General features: G+C 59.8%; 20 protein-coding genes and 1 pseudogene. 12 read left to right on the top strand and 9 right to left on the bottom strand.

What is annotated here, in order from left to right:
- Positions 1 to 468 precede the first annotated feature (468 nt).
- Positions 469 to 738, top strand: a pseudogene (locus NCHOL11_RS18825) (autoinducer binding domain-containing protein); the annotation flags it as partial.
- On the opposite strand, the gene NCHOL11_RS18630 reads toward NCHOL11_RS18825, so the two are convergent.
- Positions 711 to 1,061, bottom strand: coding sequence for a hypothetical protein (locus tag NCHOL11_RS18630; RefSeq protein WP_255254831.1), 351 nt, complete (start codon positions 1,059 to 1,061; stop codon positions 711 to 713). The pseudogene NCHOL11_RS18825 and the gene NCHOL11_RS18630 sit on opposite strands and share 28 nt — an antisense overlap.
- Between NCHOL11_RS18630 and NCHOL11_RS18635 the strand changes: the two genes are divergently transcribed.
- Positions 1,050 to 2,990 (top strand): hypothetical protein, encoded by a 1,941-nt coding sequence (locus tag NCHOL11_RS18635; protein WP_255254832.1) that lies wholly within the window; start codon positions 1,050 to 1,052, stop codon positions 2,988 to 2,990. The genes NCHOL11_RS18630 and NCHOL11_RS18635 overlap by 12 nt on opposite strands.
- 266 nt (positions 2,991 to 3,256) lie before the next feature.
- The gene (locus tag NCHOL11_RS13335; protein ID WP_097093043.1) at positions 3,257 to 3,712 is read left to right on the top strand and encodes an NUDIX hydrolase; all 456 of its coding nucleotides are present in this window, start codon (positions 3,257 to 3,259) and stop codon (positions 3,710 to 3,712) included.
- A gap of 187 nt (positions 3,713 to 3,899) precedes the next feature.
- On the opposite strand, the gene NCHOL11_RS13340 is transcribed toward NCHOL11_RS13335, so the two are convergent.
- Positions 3,900 to 4,985: a hypothetical protein gene (locus NCHOL11_RS13340; protein WP_097093044.1), complete on the bottom strand. Its 1,086-nt coding sequence runs from the start codon at positions 4,983 to 4,985 to the stop codon at positions 3,900 to 3,902.
- Between the two features lie 103 nt (positions 4,986 to 5,088).
- On the opposite strand from NCHOL11_RS13340, the gene NCHOL11_RS13345 reads away from it, so the two are divergent.
- Both NCHOL11_RS13345 and NCHOL11_RS18640 read left to right on the top strand, forming a co-directional pair.
- Positions 5,089 to 5,535, top strand: coding sequence for a cation:proton antiporter domain-containing protein (locus NCHOL11_RS13345; protein ID WP_255254833.1), 447 nt, complete (start codon positions 5,089 to 5,091; stop codon positions 5,533 to 5,535).
- 840 nt (positions 5,536 to 6,375) lie between these two features.
- Positions 6,376 to 6,504: a hypothetical protein gene (locus NCHOL11_RS18640; RefSeq protein WP_255254834.1), complete on the top strand. Its 129-nt coding sequence runs from the start codon at positions 6,376 to 6,378 to the stop codon at positions 6,502 to 6,504.
- 115 nt (positions 6,505 to 6,619) lie between these two features.
- Here the strand turns inward: NCHOL11_RS18640 and NCHOL11_RS13350 are convergent, their stop codons facing one another.
- From NCHOL11_RS13350 to groL, 3 genes are all read right to left on the bottom strand, one after another.
- On the bottom strand, positions 6,620 to 6,832 hold the full coding sequence (locus tag NCHOL11_RS13350; RefSeq protein WP_141397865.1) for a hypothetical protein: 213 nt from the start codon (positions 6,830 to 6,832) through the stop codon (positions 6,620 to 6,622).
- Positions 6,833 to 6,917: 85 nt separating this feature from the next.
- On the bottom strand, positions 6,918 to 7,289 hold the full coding sequence (locus NCHOL11_RS18410; RefSeq protein WP_097093047.1) for a hypothetical protein: 372 nt from the start codon (positions 7,287 to 7,289) through the stop codon (positions 6,918 to 6,920).
- A gap of 194 nt (positions 7,290 to 7,483) precedes the next feature.
- A complete protein-coding gene (gene groL / locus NCHOL11_RS13360) occupies positions 7,484 to 9,109 on the bottom strand; it encodes a chaperonin GroEL (protein ID WP_097093048.1) in 1,626 nt (541 codons plus the stop codon).
- A gap of 472 nt (positions 9,110 to 9,581) precedes the next feature.
- On the opposite strand from groL, the gene NCHOL11_RS13365 reads away from it, so the two are divergent.
- Both NCHOL11_RS13365 and NCHOL11_RS13370 read left to right on the top strand, forming a co-directional pair.
- Positions 9,582 to 10,466 carry a YihY/virulence factor BrkB family protein gene (locus tag NCHOL11_RS13365; RefSeq protein ID WP_097093317.1) on the top strand — a complete coding sequence of 295 codons (885 nt, stop codon included), beginning with the start codon at positions 9,582 to 9,584 and terminating at the stop codon, positions 10,464 to 10,466.
- 717 nt (positions 10,467 to 11,183) lie between these two features.
- The gene (locus NCHOL11_RS13370; RefSeq protein ID WP_097093049.1) at positions 11,184 to 11,456 is read left to right on the top strand and encodes a hypothetical protein; all 273 of its coding nucleotides are present in this window, start codon (positions 11,184 to 11,186) and stop codon (positions 11,454 to 11,456) included.
- Between the two features lie 68 nt (positions 11,457 to 11,524).
- On the opposite strand, the gene NCHOL11_RS13375 is transcribed toward NCHOL11_RS13370, so the two are convergent.
- On the bottom strand, positions 11,525 to 11,941 hold the full coding sequence (locus NCHOL11_RS13375; RefSeq protein ID WP_141397866.1) for a hypothetical protein: 417 nt from the start codon (positions 11,939 to 11,941) through the stop codon (positions 11,525 to 11,527).
- Positions 11,942 to 12,620: 679 nt separating this feature from the next.
- On the opposite strand from NCHOL11_RS13375, the gene NCHOL11_RS13385 reads away from it, so the two are divergent.
- Positions 12,621 to 13,730: an AI-2E family transporter gene (locus tag NCHOL11_RS13385; protein ID WP_097093052.1), complete on the top strand. Its 1,110-nt coding sequence runs from the start codon at positions 12,621 to 12,623 to the stop codon at positions 13,728 to 13,730.
- Between the two features lie 508 nt (positions 13,731 to 14,238).
- Here NCHOL11_RS13385 and NCHOL11_RS13390 read toward each other — a convergent pair.
- Together NCHOL11_RS13390 and NCHOL11_RS13395 are read right to left on the bottom strand one after the other, a co-directional pair.
- Positions 14,239 to 14,826, bottom strand: a complete 588-nt coding sequence (locus NCHOL11_RS13390; RefSeq protein ID WP_097093053.1) for a response regulator transcription factor — start codon at positions 14,824 to 14,826, stop codon at positions 14,239 to 14,241.
- Entirely contained in the window at positions 14,823 to 16,379 is a 1,557-nt protein-coding gene (locus NCHOL11_RS13395) for an MASE1 domain-containing protein (protein WP_255254835.1), read from the bottom strand. The genes NCHOL11_RS13390 and NCHOL11_RS13395 overlap by 4 nt, the downstream gene beginning before the upstream one ends.
- 379 nt (positions 16,380 to 16,758) lie before the next feature.
- Here NCHOL11_RS13395 and NCHOL11_RS13400 point away from each other — a divergent pair, with 379 nt between their 5' ends.
- Together NCHOL11_RS13400 and NCHOL11_RS13405 are read left to right on the top strand one after the other, a co-directional pair.
- Positions 16,759 to 17,550: an outer membrane protein gene (locus tag NCHOL11_RS13400; RefSeq protein WP_255254836.1), complete on the top strand. Its 792-nt coding sequence runs from the start codon at positions 16,759 to 16,761 to the stop codon at positions 17,548 to 17,550.
- 280 nt (positions 17,551 to 17,830) lie between these two features.
- A complete protein-coding gene (locus NCHOL11_RS13405) occupies positions 17,831 to 18,031 on the top strand; it encodes a DUF5818 domain-containing protein (RefSeq protein ID WP_084677778.1) in 201 nt (66 codons plus the stop codon).
- A 3-nt stretch (positions 18,032 to 18,034) separates the two neighbouring features.
- Here NCHOL11_RS13405 and NCHOL11_RS13410 read toward each other — a convergent pair whose 3' ends face one another.
- Positions 18,035 to 18,526 (bottom strand): hypothetical protein, encoded by a 492-nt coding sequence (locus tag NCHOL11_RS13410; protein ID WP_255254837.1) that lies wholly within the window; start codon positions 18,524 to 18,526, stop codon positions 18,035 to 18,037.
- 109 nt (positions 18,527 to 18,635) lie between these two features.
- Between NCHOL11_RS13410 and tnpA the strand changes: the two genes are divergently transcribed.
- Entirely contained in the window at positions 18,636 to 19,055 is a 420-nt protein-coding gene (tnpA, locus tag NCHOL11_RS13415; protein WP_255254838.1) for an IS66-like element accessory protein TnpA, read from the top strand.
- The coding region (gene tnpB / locus NCHOL11_RS13420) for an IS66 family insertion sequence element accessory protein TnpB (protein ID WP_141397882.1) at positions 19,052 to 19,253 on the top strand (202 nt) is incomplete at its 3' end. The genes tnpA and tnpB, both read left to right, overlap by 4 nt.

Below are 19,253 nucleotides of genomic sequence, written 5' to 3' on the forward strand. Positions count from 1 at the left end.
GGACTGACGCTCAGCAAACCGCATTCTTCGAGCAGCCGATCGGAATGGCCGGCTGAGGACCGCCAGGTGTGTCGCCTATCGAACTCAGGCGCGTGAGGCATGCTGATTTTCGTCCCCGCTAAGCGTGTGAATGGATGCGGAGGCATAGCGGACAAGTCGCAGCAACACTTAACCTCTCATCAGCTTAAACCAGTGGGCACCCACCGCCCCATTCCGAGATGATTGCTACGCGATGGAATTCTGTCATATTTGCGCTGCAACTGCGTTGCGAGCTGCTTTGGACTGGTGGCATCGGGCGCGCAAACAGGAAGGCGATACGCGAGTTCCGCGGGTTGCGAACGCCCTTGCGATCGAGAGACGGTGCAAGCCATGGGTCGATTGCGACTTGTGGAAAGTTTCGCTGGCGCTCTTCTAGGCGCCGACGATCAGTCGCGGCTGCAATGTGAACTGGAGCAGGCCGCAGCCGAGATGGGCTTCGACTATTATGCTCTCGCCCATCATGTAGACCTCCGAACGGCAGGCGCCATTCCTGTCCTCATTCATAATTACCCCGAAAACTGGGCAGATCTCTATCAGGAGGAGGAGCTTGGGCCGATCGATCCGGTGCGGCGGATGAGCCATCGAACAAACCGCGGTTTTCGATGGTCCCACATAGGTCGCACGATCGCGCTGTCGAGCAGGGATCGCAACATCCTTGCAGCGGGCAGCACTCACGGGATCGGCGAGGGCTTCACGGTGCCCGCCCACATACCTGGCGAGGTGAGCGGCTCCTGCTCCTTCGTGGTTCTGAACGGCGATCCCACGTTCACATCCTCGACACTGCATTCCTGGCGCTGGATGCCTGGGCGCACGAGCGCCTCGCCGCCGGCGACCCGCTTGACGAACTTTGCCGGCGCATCGCGCGGGGCAACGAGTGCAACGCCGTCCTCGGGATCTGCGCCGGTCTGGTGTTGGCAGATTTGGCCAACGCCGCGACGAGCGCCGTCGCGCTCGCGGTCGGAACGCACCCCGCCCTTTGGACATGGGATATCGGTCGCAGTGTCCTCGACATGGGATTGCACTCGAACGAGATCGGCTACTGGGGCGGCTCGGCCTTTCTCGCCGGCGCCCTCCGTACTCTCAACCGGCTGCCCCACCGGCAACGCACTGTGCGCGATCTTGCGCCGCTGCTCGTGGGCTTGGCGTCGGATGAGGTCAAGGCCGCCTATGCGAGCTCGATCGCCACCTTCCTCGACCGGGTCCCGTATTCGACCGCTGAGGAGCGCGACGACCCTGAGCGCGCGGAAGCGCGCCGAGCCTCTTTCGAGGCTCTTCGTCAGCAGGCCGATCCGGCAAACTTGGTCCGCGAGGTAATCGATGGTCGTCAGTATGTCTCGATAAAGCCGCCCTACGCCGAAAGTGAGGCTCATCAGGAGATGCTTGCCGGTCAAGCGGCGCTCAATCGGGTCCTGCGGCTTTACCTCTGGGCGAGCGCTGCGATCGAGAGCGGTGCTCCAGGCGACGAATTCACGTTGGACGACGCCTTCGACGAGATGGTGGCGTTGGATGAGGAGGACCTGTTCGACGAGATCGCGCCCATCGCCGACATGAAACGCCATAATGCGCAGTCGGCAGTGGCGGCCACCGCAGCCGTGGTCGCGCGACACGCCGAAGACAAGCTCTGGGCGAGCTCGGAGGGGACCGTCGTCGGGATAACGCGGCGCGCAGCGACTGTGGCCGAGGTCAAGGACGAGCTGTCTTCGCGCGGCGCACACGTGACGGCCCACCCGCCGGCGATGGCGGCGCACGCCTATGCCGCGCTAATCCGCCGGCAGCCGTCCAATCCGGTATGGCGAGAAGGGCTGCTTCAGCTGGCAGTCGATCCGATCGAGAAGGTCGTCGAGGCTGTGTACGACGCAGCGCCGGTCTTCGCGGATGTGTCGAGCGAGATGGTCTGGGCTTTATTCTGCCTCGCGACGCAGCGCGCGGCCCGCACGCACGATAGCAGCCACGGCCTCCACTGGTCGCCGAGCGAGGCTCATCAGCAGTTGGAAATGTCTGAGGGGATCGAACGCGCCTTGGCAGCCGGAGAGATACCCATTCCCGATCCAGCGCCGGCGACCGCTGGCTCGTGGCTCAACGGCGACTACTACCGGTCCGACCTCCACGCCAACGCGTTCCGCCTCCCGATCCCCCCGATGCTCACGCCAGGCACGCGCGACGCCCTGGTCGCCCATGCGGCATCCGCTCTCGACTGGGCCCTCGCGTCGCTGGGCGAGAAGGACGGGCGCGGAGACACACCGTTCGAATGGCTGTTCCAGTTCGGCCGCTGGCTAGGACGCCTGTGCGCGCTGCTGCCTACGTCGGAAATCCGGACGCTGGTAATGGCGCGCGTCGATGCTGCGGTTCGCCGCGCCGGCGACGAGGTGATGGACATGGCCGTACGCAGCTTCATGATCGATCGTATGCTGCGGACCGAGCCGTTGGACGCCGGGACGATCGAGAGCTGGGATCTATTCACCCGTTGGATTGTCGATCGGCCCGTGTGGGCGAGCGATCCCATCGATGCTGGTGAGCACGAGCGGGGACTGGCCGTTTCCTCGTTCTTCTGTGCCGTTACTGGCGGCATGGTCTGTGGGATCGATGCCACGTGGCCGAACCTCGACGCGGTGATGCCGATGCTCGACCGCGCGGCAACCACCTTCGGCGCCGAGAAGACGGCTTTCAACGCCATGCTCGCTCTCCTTCGCACGAGGCCCGACCGCCTGCTACCCGATCCCGGCCTCGGCTGGGTTGGCCGGGTCGTACGGGCTAGGAAATCGAGCCTCAAATTCTGGGAGTATGCATCGAACGGCGAGAAGTTGGTCCTTCTTCTCCGAGACCTAATTGCCGAGCGAACGCTTGAGCAGAGCCACCGCGAGATCGTGGTCGAGGTTTCCGACGCGTTAATCGAACTGGGCGTTAAAGGCGCCGCATTCCTACAGCAGGACCTAGTGAGGCATGCTCGATGACCCCTGAGACTAAGGGGCGATCTACGGCCATTTACGCACCGGCCGAGGAACGTCTTGAGTTGGTCGACACCTGCCGGGTTAGCGGACGGTCTGCACGTGGGAAGCGAAATTCGGGCGCTGAGCGGTCGGAAAGGGTCGCGAGTCGAATTGAGCCTGCGGCTCGGTTCTGGCCGGTTAACAGCTGGATCATCCCCGCTGCCCGAGGACCCGTTTTGCGGATGTGGCTAAATAGCATATAAAGAAGCGAGTCCGGCAGAGATATCGAGATGGCCATACAATCCGCAGCCATTCCTTATAGATATGACGCTGACGGACAGATCCAAATCCTGTTGGTCACTTCACGCAGGAAGAAGCGCTGGGTCCTCCCCAAGGGCCATGTACGACAGGGAATGGGACCACATTCTTCGGCAGCAAAGAAGGCCTTTGAAGAAGGTGGCGTCATCGGCCGTACATCAGTCGATCCTATTGCCGACTATGAGCGTCAGAAGAAAAGTCGCGACGACGGCGAGTTACTCCGCGTGCAGGTCTACCCCATGGAAGTTACGACGGAGGCGCCGGTCTGGCCGGAAATGCATCAGCGAGAACGCCAATGGCTGGACGCGCGTGAAGCCCTTTTAATTGTTCATGGTACAGGCCCCCGCAATGCGCTTGCGGCCTTCAATAGGGCATTCAACCCCGGGTACGATCAGAGTTTCAAAGATCAGCAGCTTGGAGCGCGTTAACATAGGCGACTGGCCGCTTGAAAGAGCACGATATTGTCAGCTGAGCGGCACGAATGGGTCGAAATCGGTAGGCAGGGTCTGGGACGAAGCCGTCATTCGTGGTCTCACTGCGGGATGGCTAATTATGCCAATAGCGGCCATCCATGTCTCTTCCGAAACTGGGCTCACCGATATTCGACGTTTGGAGCTACCCCGGCCGCCATTGCAGGTTCCCGCACCGGCATTCGACCTTGCCTCCTGTCGAGTCATAGACGCCGACCGGGGTCCCACAACCATCACACATGAAAGCTCCGAGGACGGCCTCGCATCCGTCGATCAGCTCCTCCGCTTCGGTCGTGCTGCCGCTGAAGGTATGGGTCCCTCTGTTTCCCCAGATTGCCAGCTCAGGCTTCGTCTTCTTAATCGCAGCGAGAGCGTCAGCGTTAGGGACGTAAGCGTCCCCCGCTTTCTTGCGGAAGGATTTGGTGGCCGCGCGCTCCAGAGCCACGAGGAACTGACCAGCGGTGCGATGGTCGTTGTCATCGCCCCGCATATGCGGGACGGCTAGACCGATCCTCTCCGCCACCTCACTAAGCGCCACATCCATCAACCGGCGGACGTTTCCCAACGCTTCTTCAGGCTCCGTTTTCGCCCGCGCCTTCGCCGCTATAATGTCCACGCCGTGGTCTGCGAAGGTGATCCCGGAGACCGGCGTGGTGAACGGCCGAAGCCGCTGGAACCCCCAGTGTGTTCCAGGCAGAGTTCGCTGAAGCTCGAAATACCATTCTCGGTCATGGGTCAGCAGGACGACCTGCCGGTCCGCAAATTCCTGCCGCAGCAAAGCCCCAACCCTTGAGCGATGTTCGCGGTCGAAACTGATGACCACATCGTCGAGGATGATGGGACAGTCCTTATCCGCAGCCTTGTGCGCCATTGCCAGAAAGATGCACAGCCCGAGGGCGTTGCGCTGACCTTCCGAGAGGGTAAGGCGCGGGCTATCTTGAGCTTTCCCGTGAAACCGGAGAGCGACTTCCACGGCTTTGTCATTATCCTTAGGTACCACGAGCCGCACGTCCGTGATCACGTCATTGGGCTGGAGGACTTTCCAATACCGCTGCACGTCACCGGAAATGCTTTCAAAGGTCGTGCGCGCCCGCTCCGCAATTTCCTCCCTGACCCCAGCCTCTAGCTCCTTGACGAGTCTGATCAGGGCGTCGGCCCGGTTCAGCCCCGCCCGCAGTGCGCCAGCCTTCAGGGACGCTTGGAGAACCCTGCCCTCCGCCTGATGATCCACCAGAGTCTGAACCTGTGGGGGAGAGGCCTTGGCGTCCTCGGCCGCCCGCGCGACAAGTGGCAGAACCTTAGCCTTAAGCTTAGTGATATCTTCCGGACCGCAGGTGTTTCCCAGCCGCGACCACAGCTACCATCATCGTCTGCATGCATTCGCCGAAGAAGCCGAACGCCTGTTGATGATGCTGGTGTTGGTGCTGTTCGGCGGCATGATTACCCATGCAGGGCTATTCGCGCATCTGGATATTTGGACGATCTTATTCACCGCCCTGACAATCCTCGTCGTTCGCCCATTCGCTGGTCTCATCAGCCTTGCCGCATTGGAACTTCCGTGGCGGGAGAAGCTCGTAATTTCCTTCTTCGGAATACGGGGTGTGGGCACGATCTACTATCTCGCCTTCGCCCTCAATCAAGCCAACTTCCCCGAGGCGGAGAGGCTCTGGAGCGTCGCTGCCCTCGTCATTCTCGTTTCCATCGTTCTACATGGCATCACCGTGACTCCGTCCCTGCAGCTGCTCGATCAATGGCAGGCGCGACGTCAATCCTCGCGATGATGGCTGGAACGGACAAGCTGTTCCGTTTGCACTCCGATGCCGAGCAGAAAGCACTCTTGTCCCCAACGTCGATGTGCTATTGTGACGTATCCCGGTTCGACTCATCCAGACAGGCCGGGGCTGAGAGACACAGGCGCTCCCGTTTGGCGAGGAGTGCACAATGTCCGCAAATGAAAGCTCTAATCCATCATTATCACTTCGCCAGGCCCGCAGTCAGGCTAATGCCGAACGACGGTGGCTCGCCCTTGGAGCCGCGCGAGAACGATCGCGGAGCGCGGCTGCCATTTCGCGTGACCGTAAGCGCCAGCTAACGTCGGCGATCGACAGCTGGGAGAATGAGGGTGGAACGGCAATTGGCGTTGCCACGTCATCGAGACCCAAGCCTCTCCGGCTCACTAAGCTGCAATGGTGCGCTGATCTATTTCGTGACGATACCACGATGCGTGCGGCCATAATCAACGGCCTGCTCATGGTGATAGCAGCAACAGTAGCCATCATATTGCTAAACAATTGAGCTGACCCAACTTTACAGCGATTGGCAGAAAAATGGATGCTACACAAAAAGGATTGGCGAGTACCGAGTTTCGATCGATGCCCGGACCAGGCGGAGGCCTCGACAAGCTACAGGAACTTCACAATCTCCTGTATGCTGCCCGCGACGCACTAGCACGTGGAGAAGCGCTGTCTACGGTCGAGAGGCAGCGATTGAACGGTGCGCTCGACAACCTCATGGCCTTGAGAAAGAGCAACAATGTGACACCGGGTGCCTCCCCGAAACGCACCTGAATAAGCGAAGCAGTACAACCCCTACATCTGACGTCCAATGCAGAGGAACACATCATGGCCAAAAGCCAGAAAAGATCCAACCGTGAAGTTCGCAAACCAAAGGCGGAGAAAACCAAAAAGCAGAATGCTTCCAACCCGTCGCAGAAACCCGGTGCGCTCGGCATCGTTACCTTGAAAAGCTGATTTGGGGGGGCGGGTGCTTCAAAAGCGCCTGCCAACTCGTCGATCAGGGCCGATCAGGCAGGCCGCCCATGCTGTGCGGCCACCCACCAGCCAAATTGCTCCACCTCTCCGTTCATCAGAACTTCTCCTCGCCACGGCCGGGGGTGAGGAGGCTATCTCCCTCATCGCCAGCGCGGCTCCGAGCCTCATCCTCCTCTTCCAACCGGAATTCCAGAGCAATCGCTGCGTCTTCGGGGCTGAGGGCGACAGGCGCTCCCGCCTCGCGGGCCTCAGCCTGAACAGCCTCAGTCTCCCAAGCGCTTGCGACCTTCAGCGCTCTCTGACGCACCTTATCAAGAGGCGATGCGGTAGCGACCTGTCGATGGTGCGCCGCCTCTCGTCTGCACATGGCTGAGCTGTTGGACATGGCGGGCCTACCGGCTTCCGCCCGGCGGAGCATTCCGGACCCACAGAGAAACCCAACGGGCGCGACCAGGTCGTGCAGTGTCAGATGTCGGGGCCTGCTCTGTCACGGCCGCGGACGGCAGTGCAGTGGATCGCGCCCGTTGATCGCGTTCCAGTGCCGCGGCGAGATGCGCCGGATCGATCGGATGATGCTCGACGACTGATCCTCTTTCGACCCGCAGCGTAGTAGCGACCCGATGATAGGCTGTATGGCCGTTGCCCTCCAGCATCTCTTCATCAGTTTCCACTTCGTAGGAACCTGCTGGCAACGGTTCTGCGAACCCCGGCAGTTGAAATGGCGCTGTGAACGTTGCCGTTTTGCGTGTCGTGCGGATGGTCATGATCGCTTTCCCTCATCGAGAAGAGCGCTGTCTAGGGCAGCAGACACTGAATATCTCCCGGTTGCAGGCGGGAGCACGATGGTCTCTCTGTCACGATATGCCTGCGGCACGATCAGGGTGATGGTCTGTTATATCACAGGCCGCTCCATCACTCGCATCTATTCGTCGGAGCACGGAGGGAAAATGCCGCTGCCCTAGAATCCTATGCCTGAATGCGCACCATCGGCACTGCTGCCGCCCTCCATGCGATCAGCAATTGCCGCTTCTGTGGTGATCAGCAGCCCGGCGACTGACGCGGCATCCTGCAACGCGGTTCGCACAACCTTGGTAGGATCGATGATGCCGGATTGGAAAAGATTTTCATATTGGTCGCTTTGCGCGTTGAAGCCAAGATTCTCGTCTTTCCCATCCAGGAGTCTACCGGCGACCACGCCGCCATCAAAACCTGCATTCTCGGCGATCTGGCGAACTGGCGCCTGCAGCGCCCGGCGGACGATTTCGATGCCACGCCGCTGATTATCATTGACGAGACAGATAGCGTCCAGCGCCTTCGACGCATAAAGCAGGGCGGTGCCGCCGCCCGGCAATATACCCTCTTCGACCGCTGCCCGCGTCGCGTGCAGCGCGTCCTCGACCCGATCCTTCCGCTCCTTGACTTCGAGTTCGGATGCCCCGCCGACTTTTATGACGGCAACGCCCCCGGCCAGCTTAGCGAGCCGCTCCTGCAGCTTTTCCCGGTCATAGTCGCTTGTCGCAGTCTCGATCTGCCGTCGGATCGTTTCAACACGGCCCTGAATGGCGTCGGGCCTGCCGGCCCCGTAGACGATCATGGTCGTGTCCTTCGAGATCGACACACGCTTTGCGGTGCCCAGCATTTCGAGCGTGACATTCTCCAGCTTGACGCCAAGTTCCTCGGTCACAACGTTACTCGCCGTCAAGATCGCAAGATCTTCGAGCATCGCCTTGCTACGATCACCGAAACCCGGCGCCCTTACCGCCGCGACCTTGAGCCCGCCGCGCAACTTGTTGACCACCAACGTCGAGAGCGCATCGCCTTCAACATCCTCGGCGACGATAAGGAGCGATCGGTGCGCCTTTGCTACCGCCTCCAGGACGGGAAGCATCGCCTGCACGTTCCCCATTTTCTTCTCATGGATCAGGATATAGGGATCCTCTAACTCGACCGACATCTTCTCGCTGTCAGTGACAAAATAGGGCGACAGATAGCCCCGGTCGAACTGCATGCCTTCGACCACATCCAATGCGAACTCAATCCCGGGGGCCTCCTCGATCGTGATCACGCCCTCCTTGCCCACCTTTTCCATGGCCTCGGAGATCCTGTTTCCGACGACCTCATCGCCATTGGCCGAGACGATGCCCACCTGAGCAATCTCCTGGTTGTTCGCAACGGGCTTGGATCGCGCCTTGAGTTCGGTCACCACGGCGGTGACAGCGAGATCGATGCCGCGCTTGAGATCCATGGGGTCGATGCCGGCGGATACCGCCTTCATACCCTCTCGAACGATCGCCTGCGCGAGTACGGTGGCGGTGGTGGTCCCGTCTCCAGCGTGATCATGCGCTCGGGATGCTACGGCGCGCATCATTTGCGCGCCCATGTTTTCAAACTTATTGGCAAGCTCGATTTCCTTGGCGACGGTCACGCCATCCTTGGTAATCCGGGGGGCTCCGTAGCTTTTATTGATCAGAACGTTGCGGCCCTTGGGGCCAAGTGTAACGCGCACTGCGTCGGCAAGGATGTTGACGCCCCGTGCCATGCCCTCGCGGGCCTGTTGGGAGAATTGTACGTCTTTAGCTGTCATGGCTTAAGCCCGACTTTCCTGTCGCTGGTCCGCGATCATATTGTCGCTTTCACAAGCCGGAGCCAGCGCTACCATCTGCGAGTTGGGACTCCCCAAGCGAGAGCGCCAATTAGCCTCATATGCGCCCTACCTGGGACGCTGACAAGCTTGCCAGCCGAGCAGCACCTCACATGCTCGAGACGCGAATACCGCGACAGCTTTCAGGTCGCGCACCTCGCAGCCTGAATGACCGTAGATGGCGCGTTGCCCACTTGGTCGCCGGCAGGCGATTGGCCGCTAAAGAAAATGAGATGGCCGACATACCTTCCGTCTTTTCGCACAGTCGAGGAACTGATCTGGCTCCGGCCAGTCCTGCTATCTGCAATGAAAGGATCGGCAGATGTCAGGGCCCAGGGAACAGGTAGGTGCTGCCGAAAAGGGCGCGCTTGCAGAAACGCCGCGCCAGATCCCTTGGGCCGGTTGGAAGCCCATTTTGCAGCGGGCGTGGGTGAACAGCGGGCGGCATAATCTCAGCCTGCTCTCCGCCGGCGTAGCCTTTTACGCTTTCCTCTCCTTTGTTCCTCTTCTCGGTTCACTCGTCATGACCTACGGTCTCGTCGCTGATCCAGCTACGGTCGCCAAGCATATGCGTGCTATCGTCGACCTTGTGCCAGCCGATGCAGCACGACTGATATACGAACAGCTAACGCAGCTCACCCAAAGCGCAGCTGAAAAGAAAGGAATAGGCCTTCTTCTGGCACTGGCGGTCTCGATCTACGGCGCGTCCCGTGCCTCAGGGGCAATGATCGGATCATTGAACATCATCTATGAGCAGGAGGACCGTCGATCCTTGATCCGGACAGCTCTGATTGCTGCTGCGCTTGCCGCTGGCGCCGTTATCGTGGGCTTGATCGGCATCGTCGCTGCATCGATGCTCAATTTCGCCCAAGGGCTTGTTGAAGGCCTCGGAACCGTTGGTGCCGTGGCCCTGCAGGCAATCACCTGGACCATAGCCGCCGCGCTGTGCAGCTTAGCGCTCGGAGCGATGTATCGTTTTGCTCCAGACCGAGCGGATGCACGCTGGCAATGGCTTAGTCTGGGCTCCGGCTTGGCAACGCTGCTGTGGCTTCTGACGACGCTCGGCTTTGGCCTCTATGCAAGCTGGCTTGGGGATTACGACGCAACCTATGGTTCGCTTGCCGCTGTCGTAGTCCTTCTCATGTGGCTCTATGTTTCCGCATACGCCGTGCTGATTGGGGCTCTAGTCAATGCCGAGGTTGAGCGGCAGACCTCGCGCGACACGACTACTGGGCCGGAAGAGCCGATGGGTGAACGTGGCGCGACAATGGCTGACACCAGCGCCGCGCTGGACCAATAAGCTTTTCGATGATCATTGAACTTGCGTATAGGACGCTTGATCAATGTTGTTCCATTTCGAGTGACAGCCATCGCCTCTCATCCCATGCTGGCGAATTGGTACGCCTGGTACGGACGGAATGGGCTTGGCCCACGATAGAGCCTCAGAGCGGCGGGATCGTAAAGGCCCAACCCATGGGATATTCCGTGAGTCTACGCTGCTACGATGAGCAAGGGGATCCGCATGTGGAAGATCCGGGCGATGGGTCCCGCAGGCGGATAGAGCCATGCCCGCTAAAAATGACCCGGCCATCCTAAAACGGCCGGGTCAGTAGAAGAATTCTTTTGAAATCCTTCTGGGTCGCACCAATGTTGTGAACTCGTTTTTCTGAAATAGATAGCTTTAAATCTATCATAGACCTTAAATATCGTTAACCTTTGGAGCTGAAACGACTTTTTTGCTATTCACTTTAATATCATGCTACCAAAAAATTCTTTGGAATTCTTATTACAGAAGAGGCGATCTGTCTTACGATGGCCATATCGAGTTACGCGTTTGCCCTGAACCGGCTATTTCCGACCAGGTGGGAACGTCCATCCGCTCTCTACGTAATGCGGGTAAAACAAGACTCTTCGGGTTCGCTCAATTGTGATAAGGTGAAACATCACCCGGTTCTAGTCGCAAGCATCCCGTGACTGAGAGACTCGAGCGCTCCCGCTTGCTGACCCGGAGTGCATCATGATTATTGATACTAAAAACAAGGCGGGACATGCCGAATGGGCAGATTATGTCATCCGCGCTGCTGCTGGAATAGCCAGTGCCGCATCGATCTTCGGCTATGAGAAAATCGTCGCTGCCGGGATTTGGCTGGCCGAACGCCACGGGCGTTCGCGGGCAAAGGCTGCTGACAATGAGTTGCGCGGTCAGCCTTGGTGGAGCAGGGGAAGGAGAGATGAACTCGCCACTGCTCTCGACGAATGGGAGAACGAGGGCGGTGGCATTTCGAGGTAGGGGAACGAAGAGCCCGCACCGCCGTATGTTCGGTAAAGCGCGAGCTTTTAGTGCAGGCTCTCGCGGCTTTATACTGTGTCGGCCTGTCGCGCTATCGCCAGTTCAATCTCCCTGATGAATTGGTCACCATACTGCTGCGTGGACACATAATCCTGTTCATCCTCCCCCAAGACATGACCTCTGCTGAAGGTTTGTTTGAGGCGCATCAGAATGTCGGGCTGCTCTTCTGCGATATGACGGATCAAGGCCCGTAAAATGCGTTCATGGGCCAGTACCCGGCGTTCCAGATCAGTGTTTTCAATATTCATTGCTGAGACATTCCTTTGTTCACGCTTCTGGGAAGCGGTTGGTGATGCGGCTTTCTGCTGAAGCACGTATTTTAAACGGCCTTCTGCTGCCGCGTTTCGTTTGACAGCCATCCCTACTTCTTCAGCTGCCGATCGAAAGGCGCTAAAGCGCCTGCGCCCTCCTTGCGCATCAGACATATTTTCACCTCCGGTTGAGGAGCGCTTCGATTTAAAAGCGAGTTCCAGGAATCGCAGTTTCCTTCTGTGGACTGAACAAGCCAGGGGGCTTGCCCCGCGTCTTTACGGCGCCGCCAGGTCGTCGAAAGCCTTGTTGAGCCTGCGTACTTCGGTTTGAGTAGTCTCTCAGTCACGGCCGCCATGGACGGAGTCGAAGCCGGGATGCGCCAGTATACCACGTCCCACGTGGCGATCCTAAACCCGTTTTCGTGAATGAATGGCATCCCGAATTCGTGGCGTCCCGAGGCAAGCCGATCTGCGGGGTTTGGAATCAGGCTGGTGCGGAGGAGCATGGAACAATGGCTTGGCGATACGTCTAATACTACGAGGCGAGTCGCGGATTGATCGTGAGTGCCAAACTGAGTCGTATGGCGGCTTGATGGTCGGCCGCCCTTCTGCCTTTTGACGCCAGCTTAGGTGCATGCAAGCGAGCCTGGCCTAGTAGCCTTCTTGCCCCTCATTAGGCAATTCCTAAGCCGCTAAGATCGCTCCCAAGTTCAGCTTCTCCGAGACGCTGTGACGTAGCCACGAAGAGATGTCGCAGGAAAGGCCGCAGTTTGGCCGGAACGGAATGGTCGCTACTGGGATAAAGCGCCTGCCAGACTGGATAACGCGCTAAGATAGTCTAAGGTCGTGCTTGATGACAAACTTCGTCGAACAATCCGAGCTCGTAACCCAGTCCGAAGTACCCCAACCTCCGGCGCGTGACAGTCTTGAACGGCGGGTCTTTCGGGCGACAGCCGTCGTGATCCTAACGCTCGCTGCGGCCTACGTGCTGTGGATGCTCGTGGACCTGCTGTTGCTCCTATTCGCTTGCACCCTGGTCTCGCTGATCCTGCTGACCGGAACCAATGCCCTGCGCGGGAGGGTCCGGATGCCACTCAGCATGGCCTTGGCAGTCACAGTCATCCTGTTCATCGCAGTGATCGGTGGGGCCTTCGCGTTCTTCGGCGCCACGATGCAGGCGGAGTTCGGCGAGCTTGCCCAGCGGCTGCCGACCGCATGGGTAGGCCTGCAAGGCCGTATTGCGGCCCTGCCCATCGGCGCGGCCATCTTAGAGCGAGCGCAAGGATTGGCGCCCAGCAGCGAGGCCATAGTCAGCGCGGCGAGGACAGCTCTAGCGGCGGTTGGCGGAGCCCTGTCGTTGCTGCTGATCGTTCTCGTGGGCGGCGTGTACCTTGCGGCTCAGCCGACGCTTTACTCCACCGGCCTGCTTCGGCTCATCCCGCTCAGTGCAAGAAGCCAGTCGGCCGAAACGCTCGACGCGATCTCGATCTCGCTGAAAAACTGGTTGAAGGGACAGGCCCTAGGCATGCTGTTCGTCGGCGTTGCGACGGGCTTGGCGCTGTGGCTGGTTGGCGTGCCGGCCGCCTGGGCGATAGGCCTAGTGGCGGGTCTGGCCGAGTTTGTGCCCTACCTTGGCGTTCTAATCGCAGGGGTTCCCGCCGTGGTGCTGGGGTTCGGACAGGGAACCGCGACCGGGCTGTGGACGCTGGGCCTGCTGCTGGCTGTCCAGCAGGTACAAGGCAGCCTGATCATGCCGCTCGTCCAGAACAAGATGGTGGACCTGCCACCAGCGATCACGATTTTCGGGATCATTGCGGCCGGCATTCTCTTTGGAGTCGCCGGGGTTCTGCTGGCTACGCCGCTGACCATCGTGGTGCTCGTAATCGTGCGCCGCCTTTACCTCCACGAGGACAAGGAGGAGGTCCTCGCGAGCGCAGACGCGGCGGAGGACAGAACCGCGTGATCTTGTACTTGCAAGCGGCTTGTCGGACATGGCGGCTTTTCGATCGCCAAACCGACTGCCTAACTTGAACAAGTAGCTTGTGCTGAGAGCCGAAACGAGCAGTTGGACCGCGAGAAGTGGCGCGATGCCGATGGTCCGCTTCGTCGATGCGATCGATTGCTTCCGGCGGAACCGGACGTTTATCGGATCAGGCGCGAACGGCTGAGTCTGGTCGGATGCCGCCGGAAGGTCCTGGCGGGACCTGCCATTTAAGGCTTAACCGGTGAACGCCAATTTGGTCATCGAAGATCGGTCCCAGCCCCGGATCTTTGTCGGACCCGCTAGTAAAGGCCCCGACGAGGCGCGCGATATCGTCTCCTTGATTTCGGTCGTCATGACGCTGGCGTCCGGCTTTGTAGAAGTGGGTTCAGGGTTAGCATGAGCTCGTCTTCCACCAGCGGCGCTTTAATGAGAATGGCCCTCCAGGTCCGCGGCCTAAGCCCGAAGCGTGCGGGTGGGTCCATGAAAATCAGTCCAGCGATGCCAGAGCGATCAGTTGGGCCAACCCGTTAGCGCCCGTTTTGGAAATGATCGACGCCCGGTGATCCTCAACCGTTTTAGGGCTGAGCTCCAGCATGGCAGCGATGACCTTGTTGCTATGACCCTGCACGAGCAGGTCGAACACTTCTCTTTCGCGCGGAGACAATGTGGCGGTGCGGGCGAGCTGCTGTCTTTTCCGGACCGACCAATCCACACCTTCACTGACCGCGGCAAGCAGCCGCGCTTCATCAAGCGGCTTCTCAAGGTAATCAATCCCTCCATGGCGACGCACCGAATCGACGGCATTTGCGGTCGTCGGCCATGCCGTCATGAAAATGATCGCGACTGCCGGATCTGTGACTCGGACCCGGTCGGCAAAGCCGAAGCCATCGAGATCATCCATCATCACGTCGGTGACGATGCAGGCTGCAGGCGCCGGTGCATAAATATCGAGAAGCCGGACCGGGTCTAGGAAAGACTGCGCGCTAAAGCCATGCCGACAGAGCAACCGCGCCACGGTGGCGCCCAGATCGGCGTCGTCATCCACCACGTAGACCTTGGGTTCTTTGGCGTTCATATATCATCTCCGGCGAGCGGTAGGATGATCGAAGCGGACGCTATGCCGTCTTGGATTTTAGCCTTCTCCAAATGCCCGCCATGTGCTTCCACTATGGCCTGCGCGACCAGAGCGCCGACCCCCATGCCTGCCTTGGCGTGATGGCTGGTTCCAACGCGGTTTGTAACCATGATCCGCACACTTTTTCCTTGCTTCTCGCCGGTTAGTTGGACCTGTCCGTCATTCGCCGCGTGGATGGCATTGCGCAGGAGGTTCATCAGCGCCTGGCTCAGTTCCACCTCCTGCGCAAACACCACAAGGTCGGGGTTGATCGGGCCGATCTTGAGCGACGCACCGTGATCCCTGGCTTCCGGAGTTGCAATCGCGGCCACGCTTTCGATCAACGCCGAAACTGGCAGCGCGCTCGGCTCGTCCACCGCCGCCCCGCCGAACCGTCGCAGGCGGCGCACAAGGTTGGATAATGTCGCGGCCTTGCGATCCACCAGTGCAGCGCTCCTCATGATCTCGTTGTCGGCCCCGTCCGTGATTTCGTGAAGATGTTTCGCCTCGATCGCCAGGGTCGACAGCGGCTGGCTGATCTCATGTATGACCGCGACCGACATCGAACGCAGGGTCTTTAGTCGCTCGGCCTGGAAGAGCAGCCGGTCGCGCCGCTCGATGTCCGTGCGGGCCTGCTTCTGGGCGTCGCAATAGCTGCCCGCAAGATAGCCGACCACCACGACGGTCGCGAGGTCAAGATGCAGGTGCAGCCGATCAATTGTGCTGAACGCGCCTGCTGTCTCCGGCAGGATAAGAAGGCTAACTATTGTCAAAGCAGCCCACACAGGAAAGCGCCCAAAACGCAAGCCGATCCACGCGACCGCCAGGATGAGGGGCATTGGCTGGGAACCCAGTCCAATGCGGTTGAGCAGCCAGGTCGTGGCTATTCCGCCTGCTAGGAGGAGGCCAACTTCCAGCGTTGCGCTCCCGCGAATTACGCATTCGCGGAGAGCCGCAATCATGCCATTTCGGCGCTGGCTGATCGTCTCTGCCAGCCAGAGGAACGGCGGCGCGATGATCAGCACGCCCAGCAGGTCGCCGACAGCAAAGGCCGTGAGCGAGATCATGATATCCTGAACGCTTTCAACGGCCGTTCGGTCTGGCCGTAGCAGTGCTTCGGGCAAGGCGCTGAACGCTGCGATCCCAGGTGCCGCAACGGCAGCGAGACTGAAGGGCATCGGAGGGGCCAAGACGCCCGCTCTTCTGCCGCTGGCTAGCCATCGAATGACAGCTACCACGCCACCATAGGCTAGGACCGGCCGCAAGATTCCCCACAGCGTCATTGCCAGGTCGGGAGAACCCGGATTGAAACGCCCCATGATCAAATTGACCACGATTTCCACGGCGGCGATTGCTGGCGTAAGGCGCGGCCCGGCGTGCCATAGCAGCGCGAGACGGAGGCCCGCAGCCGGGAACCAGACGGAATAAAATCCTCTACCGCCCCAATAGGCTGCCAGCCCGAGTGTCAGCCAGAATCCGAAGCCGTAGGCCAGCAACAGTAACAAATCAGCCATTGGTGCCCGCGTGCCATCATATCGTGCCTGGCCTGAAGCGATCATCATGCGGTTGCCTTGCCGAGTTCGTTGAAGGTCGTGAAGCAGGGAAATTCCCTGAGGAGACATTGAGCAGATCAAGCCATTGTAATCATCGGCCAAATGCACCTGCTGCGCCAGGCACCGAGCCGCGGTCGATCCATCCGGCGAGCAGCACCGGGAAAAACCCGGATAGGCAAAATGGCTTAATTCAGCCAGCAGTCCCCTGCGACCCGAAGGGAACTTTAGTTTCCTTTACCTGACCCGGCCATCCGGCCGGGTCACTTTTTCCGCAGCCGTTGTTCAGCAGCGAGCCGCCTTCGATCTAGAATTTCGAGGGCGCACATCGCGTGAGTCTCACATGCCGCGTGCAAGCTTACCGGTTGTAATCAAACAACAGTTTTGCCGAAACTATCGCTGTGCGCTTGACCCGATCTGCTTGCTCGACTACCCGCCGCATCGGGTCGCAACCGAAACAACAATTACCGCGAACCAATTCAGGGGAACTATGAAGAAAATTTCTTTGACGCTTCTGGCGATCGTCGCCGGAGCTACTTCCGCCCATGCAGAAACCTTTTCCGGTCCATTCATCGGCGCGCAGATCAGCCGCGACGCGTATGAAGTGAAGGCCGAAGGCACCGACATCGGCATCGGCACGCTCGACCTCGACGGTCTGAGCGGCAACGGCATCGGCGGCGGCGTGTATGTCGGCTATGACTATGCCCTGTCGAACAACGTCTTCTTCGGCGTGGAAGCTAACGCCAATTTCTCGGGCGCCAGCATTTCGGCTGAACTCGACGACGGCACGGATAGCATCAGCGGCAAGGTCAAGGCCCGCGAATCGTTCGGCCTCAGCGCTCGCCTCGGTGCAATGATCGCCGACAGCACCGCCCTTTATGCGCGTGGCGGCTGGCAGTCGACCAAGTTCAAGACCACGGTTTTTGACGGCGTCGATACCTACGGCACGAAGACGATGCAGGACGCCTTGGTTTACGGCGCAGGCCTGGAAACGCGCGTCGGCGCGCAGGCGTCGATCCGCGTTGAATATCTGATCGAAGATTATGGCAGCGCTGGCCTCAACCGCGATCTGGATACCAATGGCATCCGCGTGGACAACAACAAGCTTTCGCTGGGCATTTCCTGGCGTTACTGATCGCGTAACCGCATGAACAGGAAGGGGTGTTCTGACGAACGCCCCTTTCTTCATTGCGCACGCGACAAGCATTTCCTCAGACTGGCTCCGCTTTTCACAGTCGAGCGGAGTCTTTTTTCAATGGGGGCGGCATACTCCGCAGATCGAAACGCCCAGATTAAGGCGTTTGGTCATGTGGTGGGCCTCGGAAAATAGGCCGACATTTGGTCCAGCGGTTCTCTGAGCGAGAAATCACGCTGTGATCCGATTCTTGACCTGAGTATCGGGAGCACAAAGCGTCATGCATCGGCCAACCCGTCACGAGCTAACCGGCATCTTGCTGGAGAATGGTCTTTATCCAATCCTGCGTGTGCCGGACGGTGGAGAATGGCGGTTGGACATTCTGAAGCGGCACAAGCATCTTCTGGGCACGCGGGTCAAAGTGGTCGGTACAAGAGATGGGTTCGATCTGCTCGCCGTGGATCATATCGAACCCGCGTGATGCCTAAGCAGGACGTTCAACCCCGATTTCGCTTCTTATTTGCTCTGCAATCAGTCTGATCGCTTCATTGCTGTTCAGGCTGTGGGGTCCCCCGCTCAGGTGAGGAATTACGGCGACGGGAACCATCCCGTTTGTGGCGACATGTAATCTCTTCGCGTGACCGTTCACCGTGATGGTGTGGACTGTCGGAGTCCCGGTTGTACCGGTGATCTCAAGGAAATCTGCAAGGTGGGTCAGGCCAGTGCCAATGACCAAGCTGGGTCGGCAGCGTTCAATCCAACTTTTCATCACGCGGAAGCGATTTTCCCGCAGCCACGCGCGGTAGTCATCCTTGCGGGTGAAGCCGGTCTTTGCAGCCGAATGTGCGTCCCACTCCCCGACCTTGTTGCAAGGTTCAGGGAAGAGATTTGCTTTGAAATATCCAGTCGAACCGCGCTCGAAAGGACGGACGCGCTGCGCAAATGCGCGGAAATCCTCCGGATCCCCACCTTCCAACGCGCAGAGCAGCTTGAAAGCATTGCGATTGAGGGTAACCGTGTCCTGAAGGCCGCCTTGCGGGAAGCTGCTGCGGGATGCTGATAGCCGCTCTTTGCGAGGAGCGGTGATGAGCGAGGATATCGGAGCGTCGGGAGCGAGTGTTCTCGTGAGTGGTCATATGAGTAATCGTATGAGCAGTCGGATCGCGGTCGTGGGCGGGCGTCGCCGTTGGTCGGTAGATCAGAAGCTGGCGATCCTGCGCGAAGCGTTCGGCCCCGACGGCTCGGTCTCGGCGACGTGCCAGCGACACGCGGTCGGCAGCGGGATGCTCTATACGTGGCGCCGGCAGGCATTGGCGGGCGATCTGACGGGAGCGAAGCGCACGTCGGTGCCGTCGTTCGCCGAGGTCGAGGTGTCGGTGCCGACCACGGCGACGGCAGGCAGCGGCCACATCGGGATCGAGCTGCCGTCGGGCGTGCGGCTCACCGTCGACGCGGCGGTCGATACCGACGCGCTGGCCCGGGTGATGTCCGTCCTTGCCCGATGATCCCGTTACCGCCGACGACACGCATCTATCTGGCCTGCGGAGCCACCGATATGCGCAAGGGGTTCGACGGGCTCGCGGTGCTGGTGCAGCAGGTGCTGGAGAAGAGTCCGCACTCGGGCGCGCTGTTCGCGTTCCGCGGCAAGCGGGGCGATCTGGTTAAGCTGCTCTGGTACGACGGCCAGGGCCCGTGCCTCTTCT

The organism is Novosphingobium sp. Chol11 (assembly GCF_900218065.1).
Taxonomy (GTDB): Bacteria; Pseudomonadota; Alphaproteobacteria; order Sphingomonadales; family Sphingomonadaceae; genus Sphingobium; species Sphingobium agri.